Source organism: Blastococcus sp. CT_GayMR16 (assembly GCF_004570875.1).
Classification (GTDB): Bacteria; Actinomycetota; Actinomycetes; order Mycobacteriales; family Geodermatophilaceae; genus Blastococcus_B.
This window is the reverse complement of sequence record NZ_SPQK01000004.1, coordinates 26,366-42,459: the sequence shown is the minus strand read 5'-3', so window position 1 is coordinate 42,459 and position 16,094 is coordinate 26,366. Positions and strand designations below refer to the sequence as shown.

General features: G+C 73.3%; 16 protein-coding genes. 6 read left to right on the top strand and 10 right to left on the bottom strand.

What is annotated here, in order from left to right; all coding sequences use genetic code 11:
• Nucleotides 1-16 precede the first annotated feature (16 nt).
• From E4P38_RS06600 to E4P38_RS06590, 3 genes are read left to right on the top strand one after another with little or no spacing between them, the layout of a single operon-like run.
• The gene (locus tag E4P38_RS06600; protein WP_135130979.1) at nt 17-1,159 is read left to right on the top strand and encodes an ArsA-related P-loop ATPase; all 1,143 of its coding nucleotides are present in this window, start codon (nt 17-19) and stop codon (nt 1,157-1,159) included.
• Nucleotides 1,156-1,494 carry a hypothetical protein gene (locus E4P38_RS06595; protein ID WP_135130978.1) on the top strand — a complete coding sequence of 113 codons (339 nt, stop codon included), beginning with the start codon at nt 1,156-1,158 and terminating at the stop codon, nt 1,492-1,494. The genes E4P38_RS06600 and E4P38_RS06595 overlap by 4 nt, the downstream gene beginning before the upstream one ends.
• Entirely contained in the window at nt 1,491-2,480 is a 990-nt protein-coding gene (locus E4P38_RS06590; protein ID WP_135130977.1) for an ROK family glucokinase, read from the top strand. The genes E4P38_RS06595 and E4P38_RS06590 overlap by 4 nt, the downstream gene beginning before the upstream one ends.
• A gap of 453 nt (nt 2,481-2,933) precedes the next feature.
• On the opposite strand, the gene E4P38_RS06580 is transcribed toward E4P38_RS06590, so the two are convergent.
• From E4P38_RS06580 to E4P38_RS06570, 3 genes are all read right to left on the bottom strand, one after another.
• Nucleotides 2,934-4,181: a TIGR00300 family protein gene (locus E4P38_RS06580; protein ID WP_245160845.1), complete on the bottom strand. Its 1,248-nt coding sequence runs from the start codon at nt 4,179-4,181 to the stop codon at nt 2,934-2,936.
• Between the two features lie 76 nt (nt 4,182-4,257).
• Nucleotides 4,258-4,977 carry a hypothetical protein gene (locus tag E4P38_RS06575; RefSeq protein WP_135130976.1) on the bottom strand — a complete coding sequence of 240 codons (720 nt, stop codon included), beginning with the start codon at nt 4,975-4,977 and terminating at the stop codon, nt 4,258-4,260.
• The gene (locus tag E4P38_RS06570; RefSeq protein WP_245160844.1) at nt 4,974-5,780 is read right to left on the bottom strand and encodes an alpha/beta fold hydrolase; all 807 of its coding nucleotides are present in this window, start codon (nt 5,778-5,780) and stop codon (nt 4,974-4,976) included. Before E4P38_RS06570 ends, E4P38_RS06575 begins: the two co-directional genes overlap by 4 nt.
• A gap of 142 nt (nt 5,781-5,922) precedes the next feature.
• On the opposite strand from E4P38_RS06570, the gene E4P38_RS06565 reads away from it, so the two are divergent.
• Nucleotides 5,923-6,684 carry a lysophospholipid acyltransferase family protein gene (locus tag E4P38_RS06565; RefSeq protein ID WP_245160843.1) on the top strand — a complete coding sequence of 254 codons (762 nt, stop codon included), beginning with the start codon at nt 5,923-5,925 and terminating at the stop codon, nt 6,682-6,684.
• A gap of 30 nt (nt 6,685-6,714) precedes the next feature.
• Here E4P38_RS06565 and E4P38_RS06560 read toward each other — a convergent pair whose 3' ends face one another.
• The 3 genes from E4P38_RS06560 to E4P38_RS06550 are packed head-to-tail and all read right to left on the bottom strand — an operon-like array spanning nt 6,715 to nt 9,820.
• Nucleotides 6,715-7,299 (bottom strand): TetR/AcrR family transcriptional regulator, encoded by a 585-nt coding sequence (locus tag E4P38_RS06560; RefSeq protein ID WP_135130975.1) that lies wholly within the window; start codon nt 7,297-7,299, stop codon nt 6,715-6,717.
• Complete coding sequence (locus E4P38_RS06555) at nt 7,296-8,276, bottom strand: alpha/beta hydrolase (RefSeq protein WP_167760472.1); 981 nt, start codon at nt 8,274-8,276, stop codon at nt 7,296-7,298. The genes E4P38_RS06560 and E4P38_RS06555 overlap by 4 nt, the downstream gene beginning before the upstream one ends.
• A complete protein-coding gene (locus tag E4P38_RS06550; RefSeq protein ID WP_135130973.1) occupies nt 8,273-9,820 on the bottom strand; it encodes an NAD(P)/FAD-dependent oxidoreductase in 1,548 nt (515 codons plus the stop codon). Before E4P38_RS06550 ends, E4P38_RS06555 begins: the two co-directional genes overlap by 4 nt.
• A 92-nt stretch (nt 9,821-9,912) precedes the next feature.
• Between E4P38_RS06550 and E4P38_RS06545 the strand changes: the two genes are divergently transcribed.
• Nucleotides 9,913-10,818 (top strand): short-chain dehydrogenase/reductase, encoded by a 906-nt coding sequence (locus E4P38_RS06545; protein ID WP_135130972.1) that lies wholly within the window; start codon nt 9,913-9,915, stop codon nt 10,816-10,818.
• Between the two features lie 39 nt (nt 10,819-10,857).
• On the opposite strand, the gene E4P38_RS06540 is transcribed toward E4P38_RS06545, so the two are convergent.
• Both E4P38_RS06540 and glpK read right to left on the bottom strand, forming a co-directional pair.
• Nucleotides 10,858-11,376 carry a GNAT family N-acetyltransferase gene (locus E4P38_RS06540; protein ID WP_209308975.1) on the bottom strand — a complete coding sequence of 173 codons (519 nt, stop codon included), beginning with the start codon at nt 11,374-11,376 and terminating at the stop codon, nt 10,858-10,860.
• Entirely contained in the window at nt 11,364-12,833 is a 1,470-nt protein-coding gene (glpK, locus tag E4P38_RS06535) for a glycerol kinase GlpK (protein WP_135130971.1), read from the bottom strand. The genes E4P38_RS06540 and glpK overlap by 13 nt, the downstream gene beginning before the upstream one ends.
• Before the next feature lie 34 nt (nt 12,834-12,867).
• Between glpK and E4P38_RS06530 the strand changes: the two genes are divergently transcribed.
• The gene (locus tag E4P38_RS06530) at nt 12,868-13,353 is read left to right on the top strand and encodes a polyadenylate-specific 3'-exoribonuclease AS (protein ID WP_245160842.1); all 486 of its coding nucleotides are present in this window, start codon (nt 12,868-12,870) and stop codon (nt 13,351-13,353) included.
• Nucleotides 13,354-13,358: 5 nt separating this feature from the next.
• On the opposite strand, the gene E4P38_RS06525 is transcribed toward E4P38_RS06530, so the two are convergent.
• Nucleotides 13,359-13,751, bottom strand: a complete 393-nt coding sequence (locus E4P38_RS06525) for a PaaI family thioesterase (RefSeq protein ID WP_245160841.1) — start codon at nt 13,749-13,751, stop codon at nt 13,359-13,361.
• Nucleotides 13,752-13,876: 125 nt separating this feature from the next.
• Nucleotides 13,877-16,027 (bottom strand): methyl-accepting chemotaxis protein, encoded by a 2,151-nt coding sequence (locus E4P38_RS06520; protein ID WP_245160840.1) that lies wholly within the window; start codon nt 16,025-16,027, stop codon nt 13,877-13,879.
• Between the last annotated feature and the right edge of the window lie 67 nt (nt 16,028-16,094).

The window sequence follows — 16,094 nt, the reverse complement described above, 5'->3', positions numbered from 1 at the left end:
CGACAGGCGGCCATCGGTGCGCACGCTTCTTCTGACCGGCCCGGGTGGGGCCGGCACCTCGACGCTGGCCGCGGCCGCGGCGGTCCGCTCCGCCCGTGCCGGGCGGCGGACCCTGTTGCTCACCCGGCAGGCTGCGCGGGTTCCGGGTCTGGACGACGTCGAGGGCCTGGACGTCCTCCGCGTCGACGCGCAGGCCTCCTTCGAACGACTCTGGGGCGGCACGGCCGGCGCCGTGGGGGCCGTCGTCCCGCACCTGACCCTGCCGCCGGACAGCTCCGTGGTCCCGATCCCGGGCACTGCTGACCTCGCGCTGTTCGCCGAGCTCGCGCGGGCCGAGGCCGATCTCGTCGTGCTCGACGCGGGTCCGCTCGAGGCGATGGCCGCGCTGGTGTCGCTGCCGTCGTCGCTGCGCTGGTGGCTGGACCAGGCGATGCCGCCCGGGATGCGGGCGCTGGGCGCCGTCCGGACGGCTGCCGTGGCCGCCGGCGCGGCGAAGCGGGGGCCGGTCGACGCCGCCCTCGCTGCCGTGCCCGTCGTGGAGAAGCTGCTGAACAGCGATCGACTGGCCGACCCGACCACCGTCTGCCTGGTCGCCGAGCCCCGGCGCGCGAACGTCGCGAGCCTCCGGGGGGCGGTCACCACGCTGGCCCTCCATGGGCTGGCGACCGGCGCGGTGCTCAGCCGCGTGCTGCCGCTCGGCGACCAGGGGGAGTGGTCCGCCCGACGGGCGGCCGAGCAGGACGCCGTCCTGCGCGAGCTCGCCGAGGTGGCGCCGCTGCACCGGATCGCGGAGCACGCCGTCGGTCCCGAGGACGTCGACGGCCTCGCCGGCCTGCTCGACGGCTTCGAGCTCCCGGCGGCGGCCGCGCCCGAGGCACCCGCCGCGGAGCGGCACGACGGGGCCTGGCAGCTGACCGTGCCCCTGCCGTTCGCCGAGCGGTCGGCGGTCCGGCTGACCCGTTGGGTCGACGACCTGGTGGTCAGCGTCGGGGATGCCCGGCGGTCGATCCGGCTCGATGCCCTGCTGCGCCGCTGCGAGGTGACCGGCGGCCGGCTGGTCGACCCGGGCACGCCGCTCGCCCGCCTCGTGGTCGGATTCCGGCCCGACCCGCAGCTCTGGCCCGCCGACCTCCTCGCCGCAGAGGAAAGGACATCATGAACCCCGGTACGAACCCCGGCACCGACTGGATCGAGCAGGGCCGACGGCTCCTGGAGACCCTGCGCGCCGGCGTCGCCGACGCCGTCCCCGCCGACGGTTCCGCCGCCCCGGAGCACGCCTCCGACTGCCTCTGGTGCCCCGTCTGCCAGGTCGCGGCGGTGGTCCGTGGCGAGCGCCCGGAGGTGACCGCGGCCCTCGCCGACGTCCTGACCGCGACGGCGACCGCGCTGCGGACCTTCGCTGCGGCCGGCGCGAGCGCACCGGACGCCCCGGCGGAGACCGCCGACACAGACGACGGCGACCCGCCCGCCGTCCAGAAGATCGACATCGCGTGACCTCCGCGGAGCCGGCGGAGCTGGCCGCACTCGGCATCGACATCGGCGGCACGAAGGTGGCCGGCGGGATCGTCGCTCCCGACGGCACGATCCTGGCGACCGCACGCCGGGCGACCCCGGGTGCCTCGGTCACCGACACCGAGGACGCGATCGCCGCCGTCGTCGAGGAGCTCGCGGCCGGGCACGACGGCGAACTGGTGGGCGTCGGGGTCGGGGCTGCGGGCTGGTTCGACCGGACCGGCGACACCGTGCTCTTCAGTCCCCACCTCGCCTGGCGCAACTCCACGCTGCGCAAGGACCTCGCCGCCCGGCTGCAGCGGCCCCTGTGGGTGGGCAACGACGCCGACGCCGCCGCCTGGGCCGAGTACCGCTACGGGGCAGCCCGTGGCGCCGATCTGGCGCTGATGATCACGCTCGGCACCGGCATCGGGGGCGGCATCGTCCTCGACGGCCGGCTGCGCCGCGGCTCCCACGGGGTGGCGGGGGAGTGGGGGCACATGCGCGTCGTTCCCGACGGCCGCCTGTGCGCCTGCGGCAACCGTGGCTGCTGGGAGCAGTACGCCAGCGGCACGGCGCTCGGGCAGACCGCCCGGGAGGTCGCCCGCACGTCACCGGCGGCGGCGGCCCGGCTGCTGGAGCGGGTGGACTGCGAGCCCGACCGGCTCACCGGCGAGGACGTCGCCCGTGCCGCCGCGGACGGCGACCCGCTGTCCCTGGAGCTGGTCACCGAGGTCGGGATCTGGCTGGGCCAGGGCATCGCCGACCTGGCGGCCGTCCTCGACCCGGAGGTCGTGGTCATCGGTGGCGGGGTGAGCAAGCTCGGCGAGATGGTGCTGGGCCCCGCCCGGGCGAGGCTGGAGCGGGCACTGCCCGGCCGCGGGTTCCGCCCCGGGCCGCGGGTGGTCGTCGCCGAGCTGGGTCCGCAGGCCGGGATCGTCGGTGCCGCCGACCTCGTCCGCCTCGCCGTCAGCGAGGGCGAGGCATAACCCGGGCTCAGCGACGGACGCGGTAGCGGATGTGGGTGGCCATCGGTGTGTCGAGCACGCGCACGATGTCCAGCTCGACGAGTGACGGCAACACCTCGAACAGCCGTCGGCCACCGCCAGGTCACGTACGTGACCAGCGGATAGCTCCACCGCGCGGCGGGGTCCGGGGGACGGTGGCTGGGGACGACGATCGGGCGCCCGTCGTGGCTCCCGCCCCGGTGGTCCATCAGCTCCGCGGTCCGCGTCCGGCGAGGACGGCACCGGCTTCCGTCGACTCGTGCTCAAGGCCTCGGACGTGCCAAGTCCCGACCCGTTGCGCCGGCCGCCGCCCACTCGTGCAGCCGCTCACCGTTCTCGCCGCCGAGGAAATCCGTGGAGTCGGCGATGTACCCGTCGAGAGACATCGACATGTCGAGTACTGGTGTTGCGCGAGAGGATGCCGCTTCAGGCGTCTCACTCCGGGGCGAGCTCGCGGGCCAGCTGCTCCAGGAAGAGGCCGATGTCGGTGATGATGCCCATCGCCTGCGCGCTGCCACGGTCGGCCAGCTTGGTCACCGTGGCCGGGTTGATGTCCACCGACACCAGGGGGATCGACGCCGGCAGGATGTTCCCGGTCGCGATCGAGTGCAGCATCGTGGCGACCATGATCGCGAAGCCCACGTTGGGCAGCTCCGCGCGCATCGCCCGCTGGCCCTCGATCACGTCGGTGTAGACGTCGGGCAGCGGGCCGTCGTCCCGGACCGAGCCGACCAGCACGAACGGCTTGCCGGCCTGCACCATCGCGTGCATCACCCCCCCGGTGAGGACGCCGGACGTCACCGCCGCCGCGATCGAGCCCTCCCGGCGGATCGTGTTGATCGCCCGGATGTGGTGCTCGTGGCCGTGCGGCACGCCCGAGCCCTTGGCCAGGTCGACGCCGAGCGACGTGCCGAACAGCGACGACTCGATGTCGTGCGTGGCCAGTGCGTTGCCGGCGAACAGGACGTCGACGTAGCCGGCGCGCACCAGCCGGACCATCGCCGGGGACGCGCCCGTGTGGACGACGGCCGGGCCGCCGACCCACAGCACCTTCTGCCCGGCCGCCTTGACCTCGCGCATGCGCTCCGCGATCTGCCGGACGAGCAGCGCCTGCGGCTTCTCGCTGGACACCGCCGAGGACATGAAGCCGAAGTCGTCCTCCTCGCCGCGGGGCGCAACCGGGGGCAGCTCGACCCGCACGCCGTGGGCGCCGCACACGACCGTGTCACCGGCTCGCACGTCGCTGACCGGCACGGTGTCGACCACCGGCCGCCCGTCCTCCTCGGTGACGACGAGGCCGCAGTCCATCTCCGGCTGGCGCACCCGCAACCACTCCCGGTCGAGCCGGACGAGGGTCTCCAGGTTGGTCGTCGAGTAGAAGTCGTCGGGGAAGACGCCGTCGGCCGGGGCGGACCGGGTGGTCGCGGTGCCGGGGTCGACGGCGTTGGCGCCGTGCACCTGGACCCGCATGAGGATCCGGTCCAGCAGCTCGGACTCGTCGGCACTGATCTCCACCAGCGCCCGGGACTCGTCCTCGTGCTGGCGGCCCAGGTCCAGGCGCTCGATCCGGTAGTCGCCCCCGTACTCCAGGACGTCGTCCATGATGCGGGCGAGGATGCCGGTGTCCATCAGATGGCCGGTCACGGTGACGGTCGCGGAGTGCGCAGCGGCTGGAGAGTTCACAGGTCCGGAACCTAGCCGTCGTGAGCAGTGGGTGCCCGGAGGGTCTCCCGACGAGCGACTGAGGGGCTCGGCGCGGCTACACCACCGCGCCGTCGTCGCCGTCGTCGTCGGACCTGTCCCGCATCCGGGACACGAGCATCGCCGCGCCGCCGGCGATCGAGGCCACGCCCAGGACCAGGCCGAGGTCGGCGGACAGGTGCAGCACCCCGGGCGCGCCGAGGAGCAGCACCCCGAGCGCCACGAGCAGCACGGCGTACAGCGAGGCGGGGGAGGGGGCCGGCAGCGGCGGGGGTGGCGGGGGCTCGTAGTGCTCGTCGGGGCGGTCGAGGATCGGCACCTCGTGCGGGGTCGGCGGCGGCGCCTCCGACGGCGGCTCCGCGACCGTGTTGCGGCCGTGCTCGGCCTCGAAGGCGGCGACGATGCCCGCCCACTCGGCCTCCTCGTCCACGTTCCGGCGGACGACGGCCCGCTCGGGCCCACGGACGGGCTCCGTCCGCGCGTCCTTCGGTCCGGTCGACTCCGGGGTCTCGGCGGCGGCCGGCACGTGCTCGTCGACGACGGTGCGGGCCTCGGCGCGCCGGGCACGGTCGACGAAGAGCCGGTCCGACGGCGGGCTGGGCAGGCTCACCGACCGCGTGTAGGGCTCGACGTCCGCGGAGGGCTCCAGGTACGCGGCGATGCCGACGGCGTGCAACAGGTCGAGCAGGTGCTCGCCGATCCGGGGGTCGACGTCGCGCAACGGGCTCCAGAGCGGGGCGTCCAGCCCGTTGTCCCGCCGCCCCCGGCGCGCGTTCACCGGGTCTCCGCCGCGGGACTCTCCGCGGGGGGCACCGAGGGGACGTGGGCTCGGATCCAGTCGACCGAGCCTTCGAAGATCGCCGGGGCGTCGTTGTCCAGGGTCGCCACGTGGTAGCTGTCCCGCAGGACGACCTCGGTGGTGTCGGTGCTGGAGATCCCGTCCAGGAGCACCTGGCTGTTGATCGGCTCGACGACGTGGTCCTCGGCGCTGTGGAAGACGATCACCGGGGCGGTGACCTTCGCGAGGTCGCCGCGGGTGGCGGCCCACAGCGTGCGGAGCTGCATCATCGCCCGGGTCGGCAGCTTGGGATAGGCCAGCTCGGTGATGCCGGGCTTCTTGATGTCGCTGGCGATGGGGGCCCAGCTGCCCGTGAGCTTGGCGATCATCGGCAGCAGCTTGGCGTCCAGGCGCTGGGTCAGCAGCGCCGGGTTCACCAGGATCAGCCCGGCGACGTCGTCCGGCCGCACCTGGGCCAGCCGGGTGGCCAGCGTGCCGCCCATCGACAGGCCGGCGACGAAGACGCGGTCGCACTCGGCGGCGAGGGCGTCGTAGGCCACGCTAACGGCCGTCGTCCACTGGTCGTGGGTGCTGGTGTTGCAGTCCTGCCACCGGGTGCCGTGGCCGGGCAGCAACGGACAGCTGACGGCGAAGCCCTCGGCCGCGAGGTGCTCACCCCACGGCCGCATGCTCATGGGGGTGCCGGTGAACCCGTGGACCAGCAGCACGCCGGTGCGCCCGTCGGGACCGTCGCCTCCGGGGAAGGCGAACGGCTCGGCGCCGGGCATGACGTCGGTGGGCACGGTCGGTCCAGACAACGGGGGTCCTCCTCGGCCTCCGGCGGCGGTGCCGACCGGCTGGGGCTGGTGCGCGGGTAGCTCACTCGGTGCAGCCGATTGTGATTCGGCGGTCAGGCTCCTTAGTCTGGCAGCTCACGAGGGAGGCGTGTTGTTCTACTGGTTCCTCAAGTTCATCGCGATCGGCCCGGTGGTCCACGCCGTCTTCCGTCCGCGCGCCGACGGCACGGAGCACGTGCCGGAGACGGGCGCGGCGATCCTGGCGAGCAATCACCTGTCCGCCGCCGACTGGATCCACATGCCGCTGTTGCTCAAGCGCCGGGTGACCTTCCTCGCCAAGGCCGAGTACTTCACGGGCACCGGGGTCAAGGGCAGGCTCCAGCGGGCGTTCTTCTCCGGCGCCGGGCAGGTGCCGATCGACCGGTCCAGCGCCTCGGCCGCGGAGGACGCGATCCTGACCGGTCTGCGCATCCTGCGGGAGGGCAAGGTGCTCGGCATCTACCCGGAGGGCACCCGGTCGCCGGACGGCCGGCTCTTCCGCGGCAAGACCGGCGTCGCCCGCATGACGCTGGAGACCGGCGCCCCGGTGATCCCCGTCGCGATGATCTACACCAGCCGCCCGCTGCCGTTCGGGAAGAAGATGCCCCGGGTCGAGGTGCGCTTCGGCAAGCCGCTGGACTTCTCCCGCTACGAGGGCCTGTCGGGTGACCGCTTCGTCGAGCGCTCCATCACCGACGAGATCATGTACGAGATCATGACGCTGTCGGGCCAGGAGTACGTCGACGTCTACGGCGCAACGGTGAAGAAGTCGATGGACGCCACCGGGTCGAGCGCTCCCGAGGTGGTCGCCCAGTTGCAGCCGCCGCCGGAGGAGTCCGCCGACCGCGCACCGACGTCCCTCGCGGGCTGAATCCGAGGAGCTCTCGGTACCGAGAGCTCCTTACGTGGTGAGGCGGTCCAGGACGTCGCGGAGCAGGGTCAGCAGCTCGGCCCGCGACATCGTCGGCTCGCGGGTCCACTGCCCGACCAGGTCCTCGGTGAAGGCGAACCAGGCGAGCACCACCTGCCGACGGCGGGCGTCGTCCGGGAGGTCCAGGGCCTCCAGGGCGACGTCCACCAGTCGGGCGCGGGTCTCCTCGTAGACCTCCGACACCCACGGATCGCCGCCGGCCGCGCCGCGCACGAAGGCGAGGTGCGTGTCCCGGAAGGTCTCGACCCAGCCGACGTAGCGGTCCAGCATCCCGGGGACCAGCTCGTCCCGCGGCGTCCCGGGCCGGGGGAGCAGGTGCTCCCACAGCAGGTCGGCGGCCGCACGGGTGACCGCGGTGTAGTACTCCCGCTTGGTGGCGAAGTAGTGGAACAGCAGGCTGCGGCTGATCCCGGCACGCCGGGCAACCTCGTCGATCGTGAGCTCCTGGACCGGCGTCGTCGGCAGCAGCTCGAGGCCGATCTGCACCAGCTGTGCCCGCCGGTCCCCGGCCGAACGCCGCAGGCGGATCGGCTCAGGAGCGGGGGAGGCCGTCACCGGCCCATCCTGCTCACCGCCCGCTCGGCGGTGGCCGCAGTCAGCAGCCGCTCGATCGCGTCGACGACGAGCTGCGGGCGCTCCTGGGTCAGCATGTGCCCGGTCCGCTCGACCACGTGCAGCTGGGCGTCGGGAAGGGCCTCCGCGAGCTGTCGGCTGTGCCGCCCGGGCGTGAGCTGGTCGCTGTCGCCGACGAAGATCTCGACCGGCACCTGGGTGAGGGCGGTGAGTTCCTCGCGCTTGTCGTGGTCGTCGAGGGCCGGCATGAAGGCGATGAACGAGCGGACGGTCGACGCGTGCATGATCCGCGCCCCGGTGGCGACCATCTCGTCGGTGGCGTCGGCGCCGTAGAGCAGGCCGCGGACCATCTTCTGGTGCCGCGGGTGATCGGGCGGCAGGAGCTGGCGCAGCCGCTCCAGGACGCGGGCACCCCCGAGGAGCGCGTTCAGCATTCCGGGCTTCAGCCGGGCCATCCGCCCGGCGGCGCTGCGCGGGTCCGAGGACAGATCGCCGGCGGACGTCGACACGAGGGCCACGCCGCGGACCCGGTCGCCGAACAGCTCGGGGCGCGCGGCGGCCAGGGCCATGATCGTCATGCCGCCCATGGAGTGCCCGCCCAGCACGACCGGCCCGTCGGGGGCCAGCTGCTCGAGCACCTCGCCGAGGTCCTGTCCGAGCTGGTCGATCGAGATGGGGGCTACATCGGGAGCACTGCCCCAGGTGGAGCGCCCGTGCCCTCGCTGGTCGTACCGGACGAGCCGGAGGTCCCCGGCGGCGATGCGGGGAGCGAGCAGGTCGGCGACGTCGTCCCAGGCCGCCTGGGCCAGCGTCCAGCCGTGGGCCAGGACGAGGGTGACCGGGGCGTCGTCGGAGCCGTCGACCGTGGCGTGCAGCTGGGCACCGTCGGGAGTGCGGACGGCGGCGACGCGCCGCCACACCGTCGACGCGGTCGCCGTCGTGGGCGCTGCGGCGGTCACGCGGCCACCTCCGGGGTGCCGGCCGGCGCGGCGGCGGGGGTGCCGACGTAGTTCTCCCGGTCGAGCGTGCGGGTGAGTCTGCGGAACCGGAACGTGAAATCGGGCCAGAGCGTGGTGTTGTGCCCGTGCTTGTCGAGGTACCAGCTGGCGCAGCCCCCGGCGAGCCACACGGTGCCCTTCGACTTCTCGGCGATCAGGTCGCGGTAGGCCTGCTGCGCCTGCTCCGTCGTCTCCAGCACCTCGAGGCCTTCGGCGTCCATGGTCTGCAGGGCGTCGTCGACGTAGGCGACCTGCGACTCGATCATGTAGACCATCGACGTGTGGCCGACGCCGACATTGGGCCCGACCAGCAGGAACAGGTTGGGGAAGCCGGCCACGGTGCTGCTCCGGTTGCTCACCATGCCGTCGGACCACACCTCGGCGAGCGACGTCCCGCCGCGACCGCAGATCTTCTCGGCGATCGGCAGGTCGGTGACGTGGAAGCCGGTGGCCAGCACGATCGTGTCGGTCGGGCGCTCGATGCCGTCCCGGTCGACGATCGAGTGCTCGCGCACCTCGGCGATCCCGGCCGTGACCAGTTCGGCGTTGGGTGCCGCGACGGCGGGGAAGTAGTCGTTGCTGATCAAGATACGCTTGCAGCCGATCGTGTAGTCCGGGGTCAGCGCCGCGCGCAGCTTGGGGTCGCGGACCTGGCGGTGCAGGTGGGTGCGGGCCAGCTTGGCCACCGGCTTGAGGAAGCGGCGCTGCTTGGCCATGCCGATGACGAGGAACTCGCGGAAGAGGTACAACGCGGAACGGACGGCGCGCTGCAGCCCCGGGACGAACCGGTAGAGCGTGCGCATCAGCGGCTTCACGGGGTGGTCGGTGCGGGGGACCACCCAGGCCGGCGTCCGCTGGTAGACCGCGACGCTGTCGACGATCGGCTGGATGGCCGGCACCACCTGGATGGCCGAGGCGCCGGTGCCGATCACGGCGACCTTCTCGCTGGTGAGGTCGTGCGAGTCGTCCCAGCGGGCGGAGTGCATGACCGTGCCGGCAAAGCCGTCGAGACCCGGGATGTCGGGATAGGTCGGGTCGGCCAGCGCACCCGCGGCGGAGACGAGCACCTGGGCGCGGAACTCGCCGGCCGTCGTCCGGACCTGCCAGCGCCGGGACGCGTCGTCCCACCGGGCCGAGGTGACGTCGGCGCCGAAGACGCAGTGCTCGCGGACGCCGAAGCGGTCGGCGGTCGCCTGCAGGTAGGCCTGGATCTCCGGCTGCTCGGAGTAGGAGCGCGGCCAGTCCGGGTTCGGGGCGAAGGAGAACGAGTACAGGTTGGACTGCACGTCGCAGGCCGCGCCGGGATAGGTGTTGTCCCGCCAGGTGCCGCCGACGTCGTCAGCCCGCTCGAGGACGACGAAGTCGTGCTCGCCCCGCCGCCGGAGTGCGATGGCCATGCCGAGGCCGGCGAAGCCGGACCCGATGATCGCGACGCGGACCTCACGGACGGCGGCGGCGGCCGGCCCGGGCGCGGCGGCGGGCTGGGTCTCGAGCGTGCTGGTCACTGGACTCCTCCGGCTTGCTGAGCAACGCTCAACAAGCTACAACGGCCTGCGAGCAGTGCTCAATTCGAGCGCTCGACCCCGAGGAGCAATCGATGGCGCGTTCCCGTACCTCCCTGGTCGGAAAGTCGGTGCTGATCACCGGGGCCGCCCGCGGCATCGGTGCCGCGCTGGCCCGCAAGGCGGCCGCACGGGGCGCGCGCGTGGCTCTCGTCGGGCTGGAGCCGGAGCGGCTGGCCGCGGTCGCCGACGAGCTCGGGCCGGAGCACCTGTGGGTCGAGGCCGACGTCACCGACCCCGAGGCGCTGAAGGCCGCGGTGCAGCGGACGGTCGAGACGTTCGGCGGCCTCGACATCGCCGTCGCCAATGCCGGCATCGCGCCGCTGACGACGGTCTACACCGCATCGGCGCACTCGCTGGCCCGCACCATCGAGGTCAACCTGATCGGGTCGATGCTCACCGCGCACGCGGCGCTCCCCGAGATCGCGAAGCGCAAGGGCCACATCCTGCTGATCAGCTCGGCGGCGGCCTTCACGGTGCTCCCCGGCATGAGCGCCTACTGCGCGGCCAAGGCGGGTCTCGAGCGGTTCGGCGACGCGCTGCGGCTGGAGGTCGCCCACCGCGGGGTGACCGTCGCCAGCGCCCACCCGACCTGGATCGACACCGACCTCGTGCGCGACACCGAGGAGGCGCTGCCCACGTTCAAGGCCACCCGCAAGCAGCTCCCCGGCCCGCTGGGCGCCTTCACGTCCGTCGAGGTCTGCGCCCAGGCGCTGGCGGAGAACTTGGAGACCCGGCGCCGGCGGGTGTTCGTGCCCGGCTCGGTCGCGGTGGTCTCGGCGCTGCGGCAGATGGTGACCGGCGTGCTCGCGGAGAAGGTCGCGATGGCGGTGTCGGCGAAGCGGGTCCCGCAGCTGGAGCGCGACATCGCCGCGTTGAACGGGCAGGAGTTCGGGAAGAACTCGATCGGAGCCCAGGCGAAGAACTCACCCGCCGCGTAAGGGCCTGCGACGGCCTGATCGCCGAACGGCGTCCCTGGGTCATCCCGCTGACGGAGAACGACGACCGCTGACGATCGAGTAACGCGACTCGTCGCCGTCGTCCGAACGGAAGGTCAGCCCGGCCTTCTCCAGCACGCGGACGGATGCGCCGTTGGTGGGGTCGACGCCCGCGACGACCTCCGTGACCCCCGGAAGACCGAGGGCCAGCTCGACCATCGCGCGCGCCGCCTCCGTCGCGTACCCGCGGCCGCGGCGCGACTCGACGATCCCGTAGCCGAGCTCGACCCGCCCGTCCTTCGGCGGACCGAACAGCCCGACCCCGCCCACGGTGAGCCCTGTCTCGCGCTCGACCACCAGTCGCTGGCCGAAGTGCGCGTCCGCGCCGGCCGGCACCCCTTCGCGGTCGAGCATCCCGGCGATCACGCGGTCGCCCTCGGACGGGAAGTCCGGCGCCCATGCGGGCAGCCGCCGTCCCGACGTGACCGCGGCGACGTGTGCGGCGGTGACCACCGGCAGGACGAGTCGGCCGGTGAGCACCGGCGGGGTCAGGAGGTCCACTTCCCGGCGCGGGGGAGGGCGTCGCGCCAGCGGTCGTGCCGGCCGTCGTCCCGTCGTCCCTCTTCGGGCTCGAACCGGCGGTCCAGGGCCCAGGTCTGCGCCAGCTCGTCGGTGCTGCCCCACACCCCGGTACCCAGTCCGGCCAGGAACGCCGCCCCGAGGGCGGTCGTCTCGGTGACCTTCGGACGGCGGACCGGGACGCCGAGCTGATCGGCCTGCAGCTGCAGGAGCAGGTCGTTCGCGCTGGCCCCGCCGTCGGCCGACAGCTCCGGCACCTCGAGCCCGGCCTCGGTGACCATCACGTCGACCACGTCGCGGACCTCGAAGGCGATCGCCTCCAGGGTTGCCCGCGCGAGGTGGGCGCGCGTGGTGCCGCGGGTGATTCCGACGATCGCGCCGCGGGCGTGCGGGTCCCAGTGCGGGGCGCCCATGCCGGTGAGCGCGGGCACGAAGACGACGTCGCCGGAGTCGGGGACGGTGCGGGCCAGTCCCTCGATCTCGGCGGCGGAGTCGATCAGCCCCAGGCCGTCGCGCAGCCACTGCACGGCAGCGCCGGTCACGAAGATCGCGCCTTCGAGGGCGTAGACCAGGCCGGCGCCGAGATCCCACGCGACGGTCGTCAGCAGCCCGGCGTCGGAGCGCACCGGTGTGGAGCCGGTGTTCGTGAGCACGAAGGAGCCCGTGCCGTAGGTGCACTTGCTCATCCCGGGGGAGTAGCAGGCCTGCCCGAACAGGGCCGCCTGCTGGTCGCCGGCGATCCCGGCGATCGGCAGCGAGAGCCCCAGGAAGGCGTCGGGGTCGGTGGTTCCGACGACGCCGGAGCTCGGCACGACCTCTGGCAGCGCGGACGCCGGGACGTCGAACAGGTCGCACAACTCGTCGGACCAGGCGCCCTTGCCGATGTCGTAGAGCAGCGTCCGGCTGGCGTTGCTCGGGTCGGTGACGTGCGCGGCGCCGCCGGTGAGGCGGGCGATCACGTAGGAGTCGACCGTCCCGAGCGCCAGCGAGCCGTCCCGTACACCGGCCCACAGCTGCGGCTCGTGCTCGGCCAGCCAGGCGTATTTGGTGCCGGTGAAGTACGGGTCCAGCCGGAGACCCGTGAGCTCGGAGACACGCTCCTCGTCGGGCCGGAGCCGGTCGCAGATGGCGGTGGTGCGCCGGTCCTGCCAGACGATGGCCGGGCGGGGCGAGTGCAGCGTGCGCCGGTCCCACACGACCGCGGTCTCGCGCTGGTCGGTGATGCCGATGCAGGTCGGGCGCTCGTCGGCACCCGCCATCGCCTCGCGGCACGCGGCGACCGTCGCCGTCCAGATGTCGTCGGGCTCGTGCTCGACCCACCCGGGGCGGGGGAACAGCTGCGCGAACTCGCGGTAGCCGCGGGACAGGACGTCGCCCTGCTCGCCCACGACCAGCGCGGTCACCCCGGTCGTTCCTGCGTCGATGGCGAGTACGGGCATGGGCGTGAAACTAGCGCCGCCTACCGTGACCCACGTGCGGCGCTTCTTCTACGACACCGAGTTCATCGAGGACGGCACCACGATCGACCTGGTTTCGATCGGCGTCGTCGACGAGACCGGCCGCGAGTTCTACGCGGTCAGCACCGAGTTCGACCCCGACAAGGCCATCCCGTGGGTGCGGCGCAACGTGCTCGACCAGCTGCCCTCCCCGGCGGACAAGGCCTGGCGCAGCAGGCAGCGGATCCGCGACGAGCTGCTGTCGTTCCTCACCGCGCCGGGCGAGGAGATCGAGCTCTGGGCCTGGTTCGGCGCGTACGACCACGTCGCCCTCTGCCAGCTGTGGGGCGCGATGCCGGCCCTGCCGCGGCCGATCCCGCGGTTCACCCGTGAGCTGCGCCAGCGCTGGGACGACCTGGGACAGCCCGCGCTCCCGCCCAAGCCACCCGGCACGCACGACGCCCTCGTCGACGCCCGCTACAACCTCCTCCGGTGGAACGCGATGGACGCCGCGGCCGGCTGACCGGCTCAGGCCGTCAGGACCGCCTGGGTCTGGGTCACCTGCGCGACCCGCCGTCCGTCGTCGTCGCTGAGGTCGACCGAGACCACGACGAACGACCGGCCGGCGTGGAGCGGTCGGGCAACGGCACGCGCGCTGCCGCTCCGCACCGCCCGCATCAGCGACGTGGACGACGACACCGTCGCCGTCGACGCGCCGGCCGGCAGGTTGAGGAAGGCGCAGACGGCGCCGACCGAGTCCGCCAGCGTCATCAACGCACCGCCGTGCAGCACGCCGCCGGCCGTGCACCGCTCCGGCGCCCAGGGCAGGTGGCCGGTCACCTCGTCCGGCCGGGCACGGTCGAGCCGCACCCCGGTGGCGACGGCGAAGGGCATGGTCGCGAGCAGCTCGTCGGTGTCCACCACCGGGGTCTACCGATCCGGCCGAGCACACACAAGGCGAGGATGTAGGCCCTCCCGTGACCCCGCGATGGCTCCCTCCGGGCGTGCCCCTGAGCCTGCGAAGGGCTCGGGGAGGGGGTCCTTCTTCAGACGGTGAACGCTCCGAGGAGCCGGTTGAGCTCGGCCGACAGGGCGTCCAGCTCGCGGGCGGCGGTCCGTGCCCGGTCGACGTCCTGGGCGCTGTCCTCGGCGTCCTGACTGACCGAGGTCAGCGTCGTGGTGACCGTGCCCGCTCCCTCGGCGGCCGCGGCGACGCTCCGGGTCAGCTCTCCGGTCGTCGCGGTCTGCTCCTCGACGGCGCTGGCGATCGTCGTCTGGTGGTCGTTCATGGTTGCCACGACCTCGGCGATCTGGGCGATGGCCCGCACGGCCGCCGTCGTCTCGGCCTGGATGCCCTGCACGCGCTGGGCGATCTCCTCGCTGGCCCGGCCGGCCTCCTGGGCCAGCTCCTTGACCTCGTTGGCGACGACGGCGAAGCCCTTGCCGGCGTCGCCGGCGCGGGCGGCCTCGATCGTGGCATTGAGCGCGAGCAGGTTGGTCTGCCCGGCGACGCCGGAGATCACCTTGACGACGTCGCCGATCTCGGCGGAGCTCGCGCCCAGGGCGGCGATGGTCGCCTCGGTCCGCTGCGCGAGGTCGGCCGCCTGCCGGCCCACCTCCGCGGCGTCGGCGGCGCTGCGGGCGATCTCGGAGATCGACGTGCCCATCTCCGACGCCCCGGACGCCGCCGCGGACACACTCGAGCTGATCTCGGCGGCGACCTGGTGGGCGCCCTGGGCCTGGTCGCGGCTACGGGCGGCCCGCACGGCGAGGCCGTCGGCGACGCCGGAGACCCCCGCAGCGGACGTGGCGACCTCGCGGGCGCAGGAGCCGATGTCGCGCACGGTGCCGGCCACCTTGTCGACGAAGCGGTTGAAGGCGCCGGAGAGCTGGCCGACCTCGTCCGAGCGCGAGTCGTCCATGCGCTGGGTCAGGTCGCCCTCCCCGTCGGCGATCTCGGCCATCCGGTCGCGGAGATCCACCAGCGGGGCGGTCAGCCGGCGGCCGATCCAGTACGAGACGGCGCCGCCGATGGCGGCGATGACCAGGACGGCGACGAGCAGGGCCGTGAGCATCGAGCTGCGGCCGCTCTCCATCGACTCGACCGGGCCGGAGAAGTCGCTGTCCCGGGCGACGGTCGCGATGACCCAGTCCCAGGGGGCGTAGTAGGTCAGGCGCACGGTGGTCGCGCCGGCCTCCGGGTCGACGTAGCGGATCGTGGCCAGCTCGCCGGCCGGGAGCGCCACGGCGGCCTCGACCAGCTGCTGCACGTACGGGGCTCCGTCGGCGTCGACGGCGTCGAGCAGGTTCTCGCCGTCGAGGGCGCCGTCCGGGCTGATCAGCACGGTGCCGGCGCGGTCGCCGGTGCCGCCGTACACCTCGACGTGGCCGTTCTCGCCGACGGAGGTCGCGTTCAGGCTCTCCCGCAGAGCGGGCAGGTTCTCCTGCTTCTGGCCGACGTAGAGCATGCCGACGACGTCGCCGGCAGGGCCCACCAGCGGCGTGTAGGCCGAGACGTACCAGGAGTCGACGACGAAGGCGTTGCCCCGGTAGGTCTGGCCGCTGGTCACCGTGGCGACGACCGGGTTGGGCTTGCCGTCCGGGTTGACGGCCGGGATGAACGTGCCGATGGCCCGCGCGCCGGAGGCGGCCTGGACGTTGGTGGCGACCCGGAGGAAGTCACCGGCCGGGGTCTTCTGGAAGATCGTCGCGGTCCCGCCGACCATCGACTTGACCGTGTCGACGACCGGGGTCGGGACGGCGACGTCGCTGTTCCTGGCCAGCCCCTCCTCGCCGATCAGGACGCGGGGGAGCTCGATCGGCGTCACCTCGCCGGACAACTGATTCTTGGCGTCCCACGTGACGATGTTCTCGGGGTCGTCGTCGACGCCGAACCCGCCGGCCTCGGCGAGCACGTACTGGGCGACGGCGAGGTCGGCGTCCACCTTCGCCGCGGTCGAGGCGCCCTGGGTGGCCACGACGTCGTAGACACCGGCCGCGGTCCGGGAGATGTCCTCCTCGACGAGCGCACTCACGTCGGTCCGCGCGACGTCGGCGAACCGGCCGCTCTGCCAGGCGCTGACACCGGCCATGGCGGTCCCGGTGACGACGACACTGACCAGCGCCAGCGCCACCACCTTGCTGCGGATACCCCAGTGGGCGGGCACGGCCCAGTCGGGCAAGGTTGTCGAACGCACGGTGCGGTTCCCCGGTCTCGTCGGCAGCTCAGTGGATCCTGCTGTCGTTCCGTTACTCGGCAGGCGG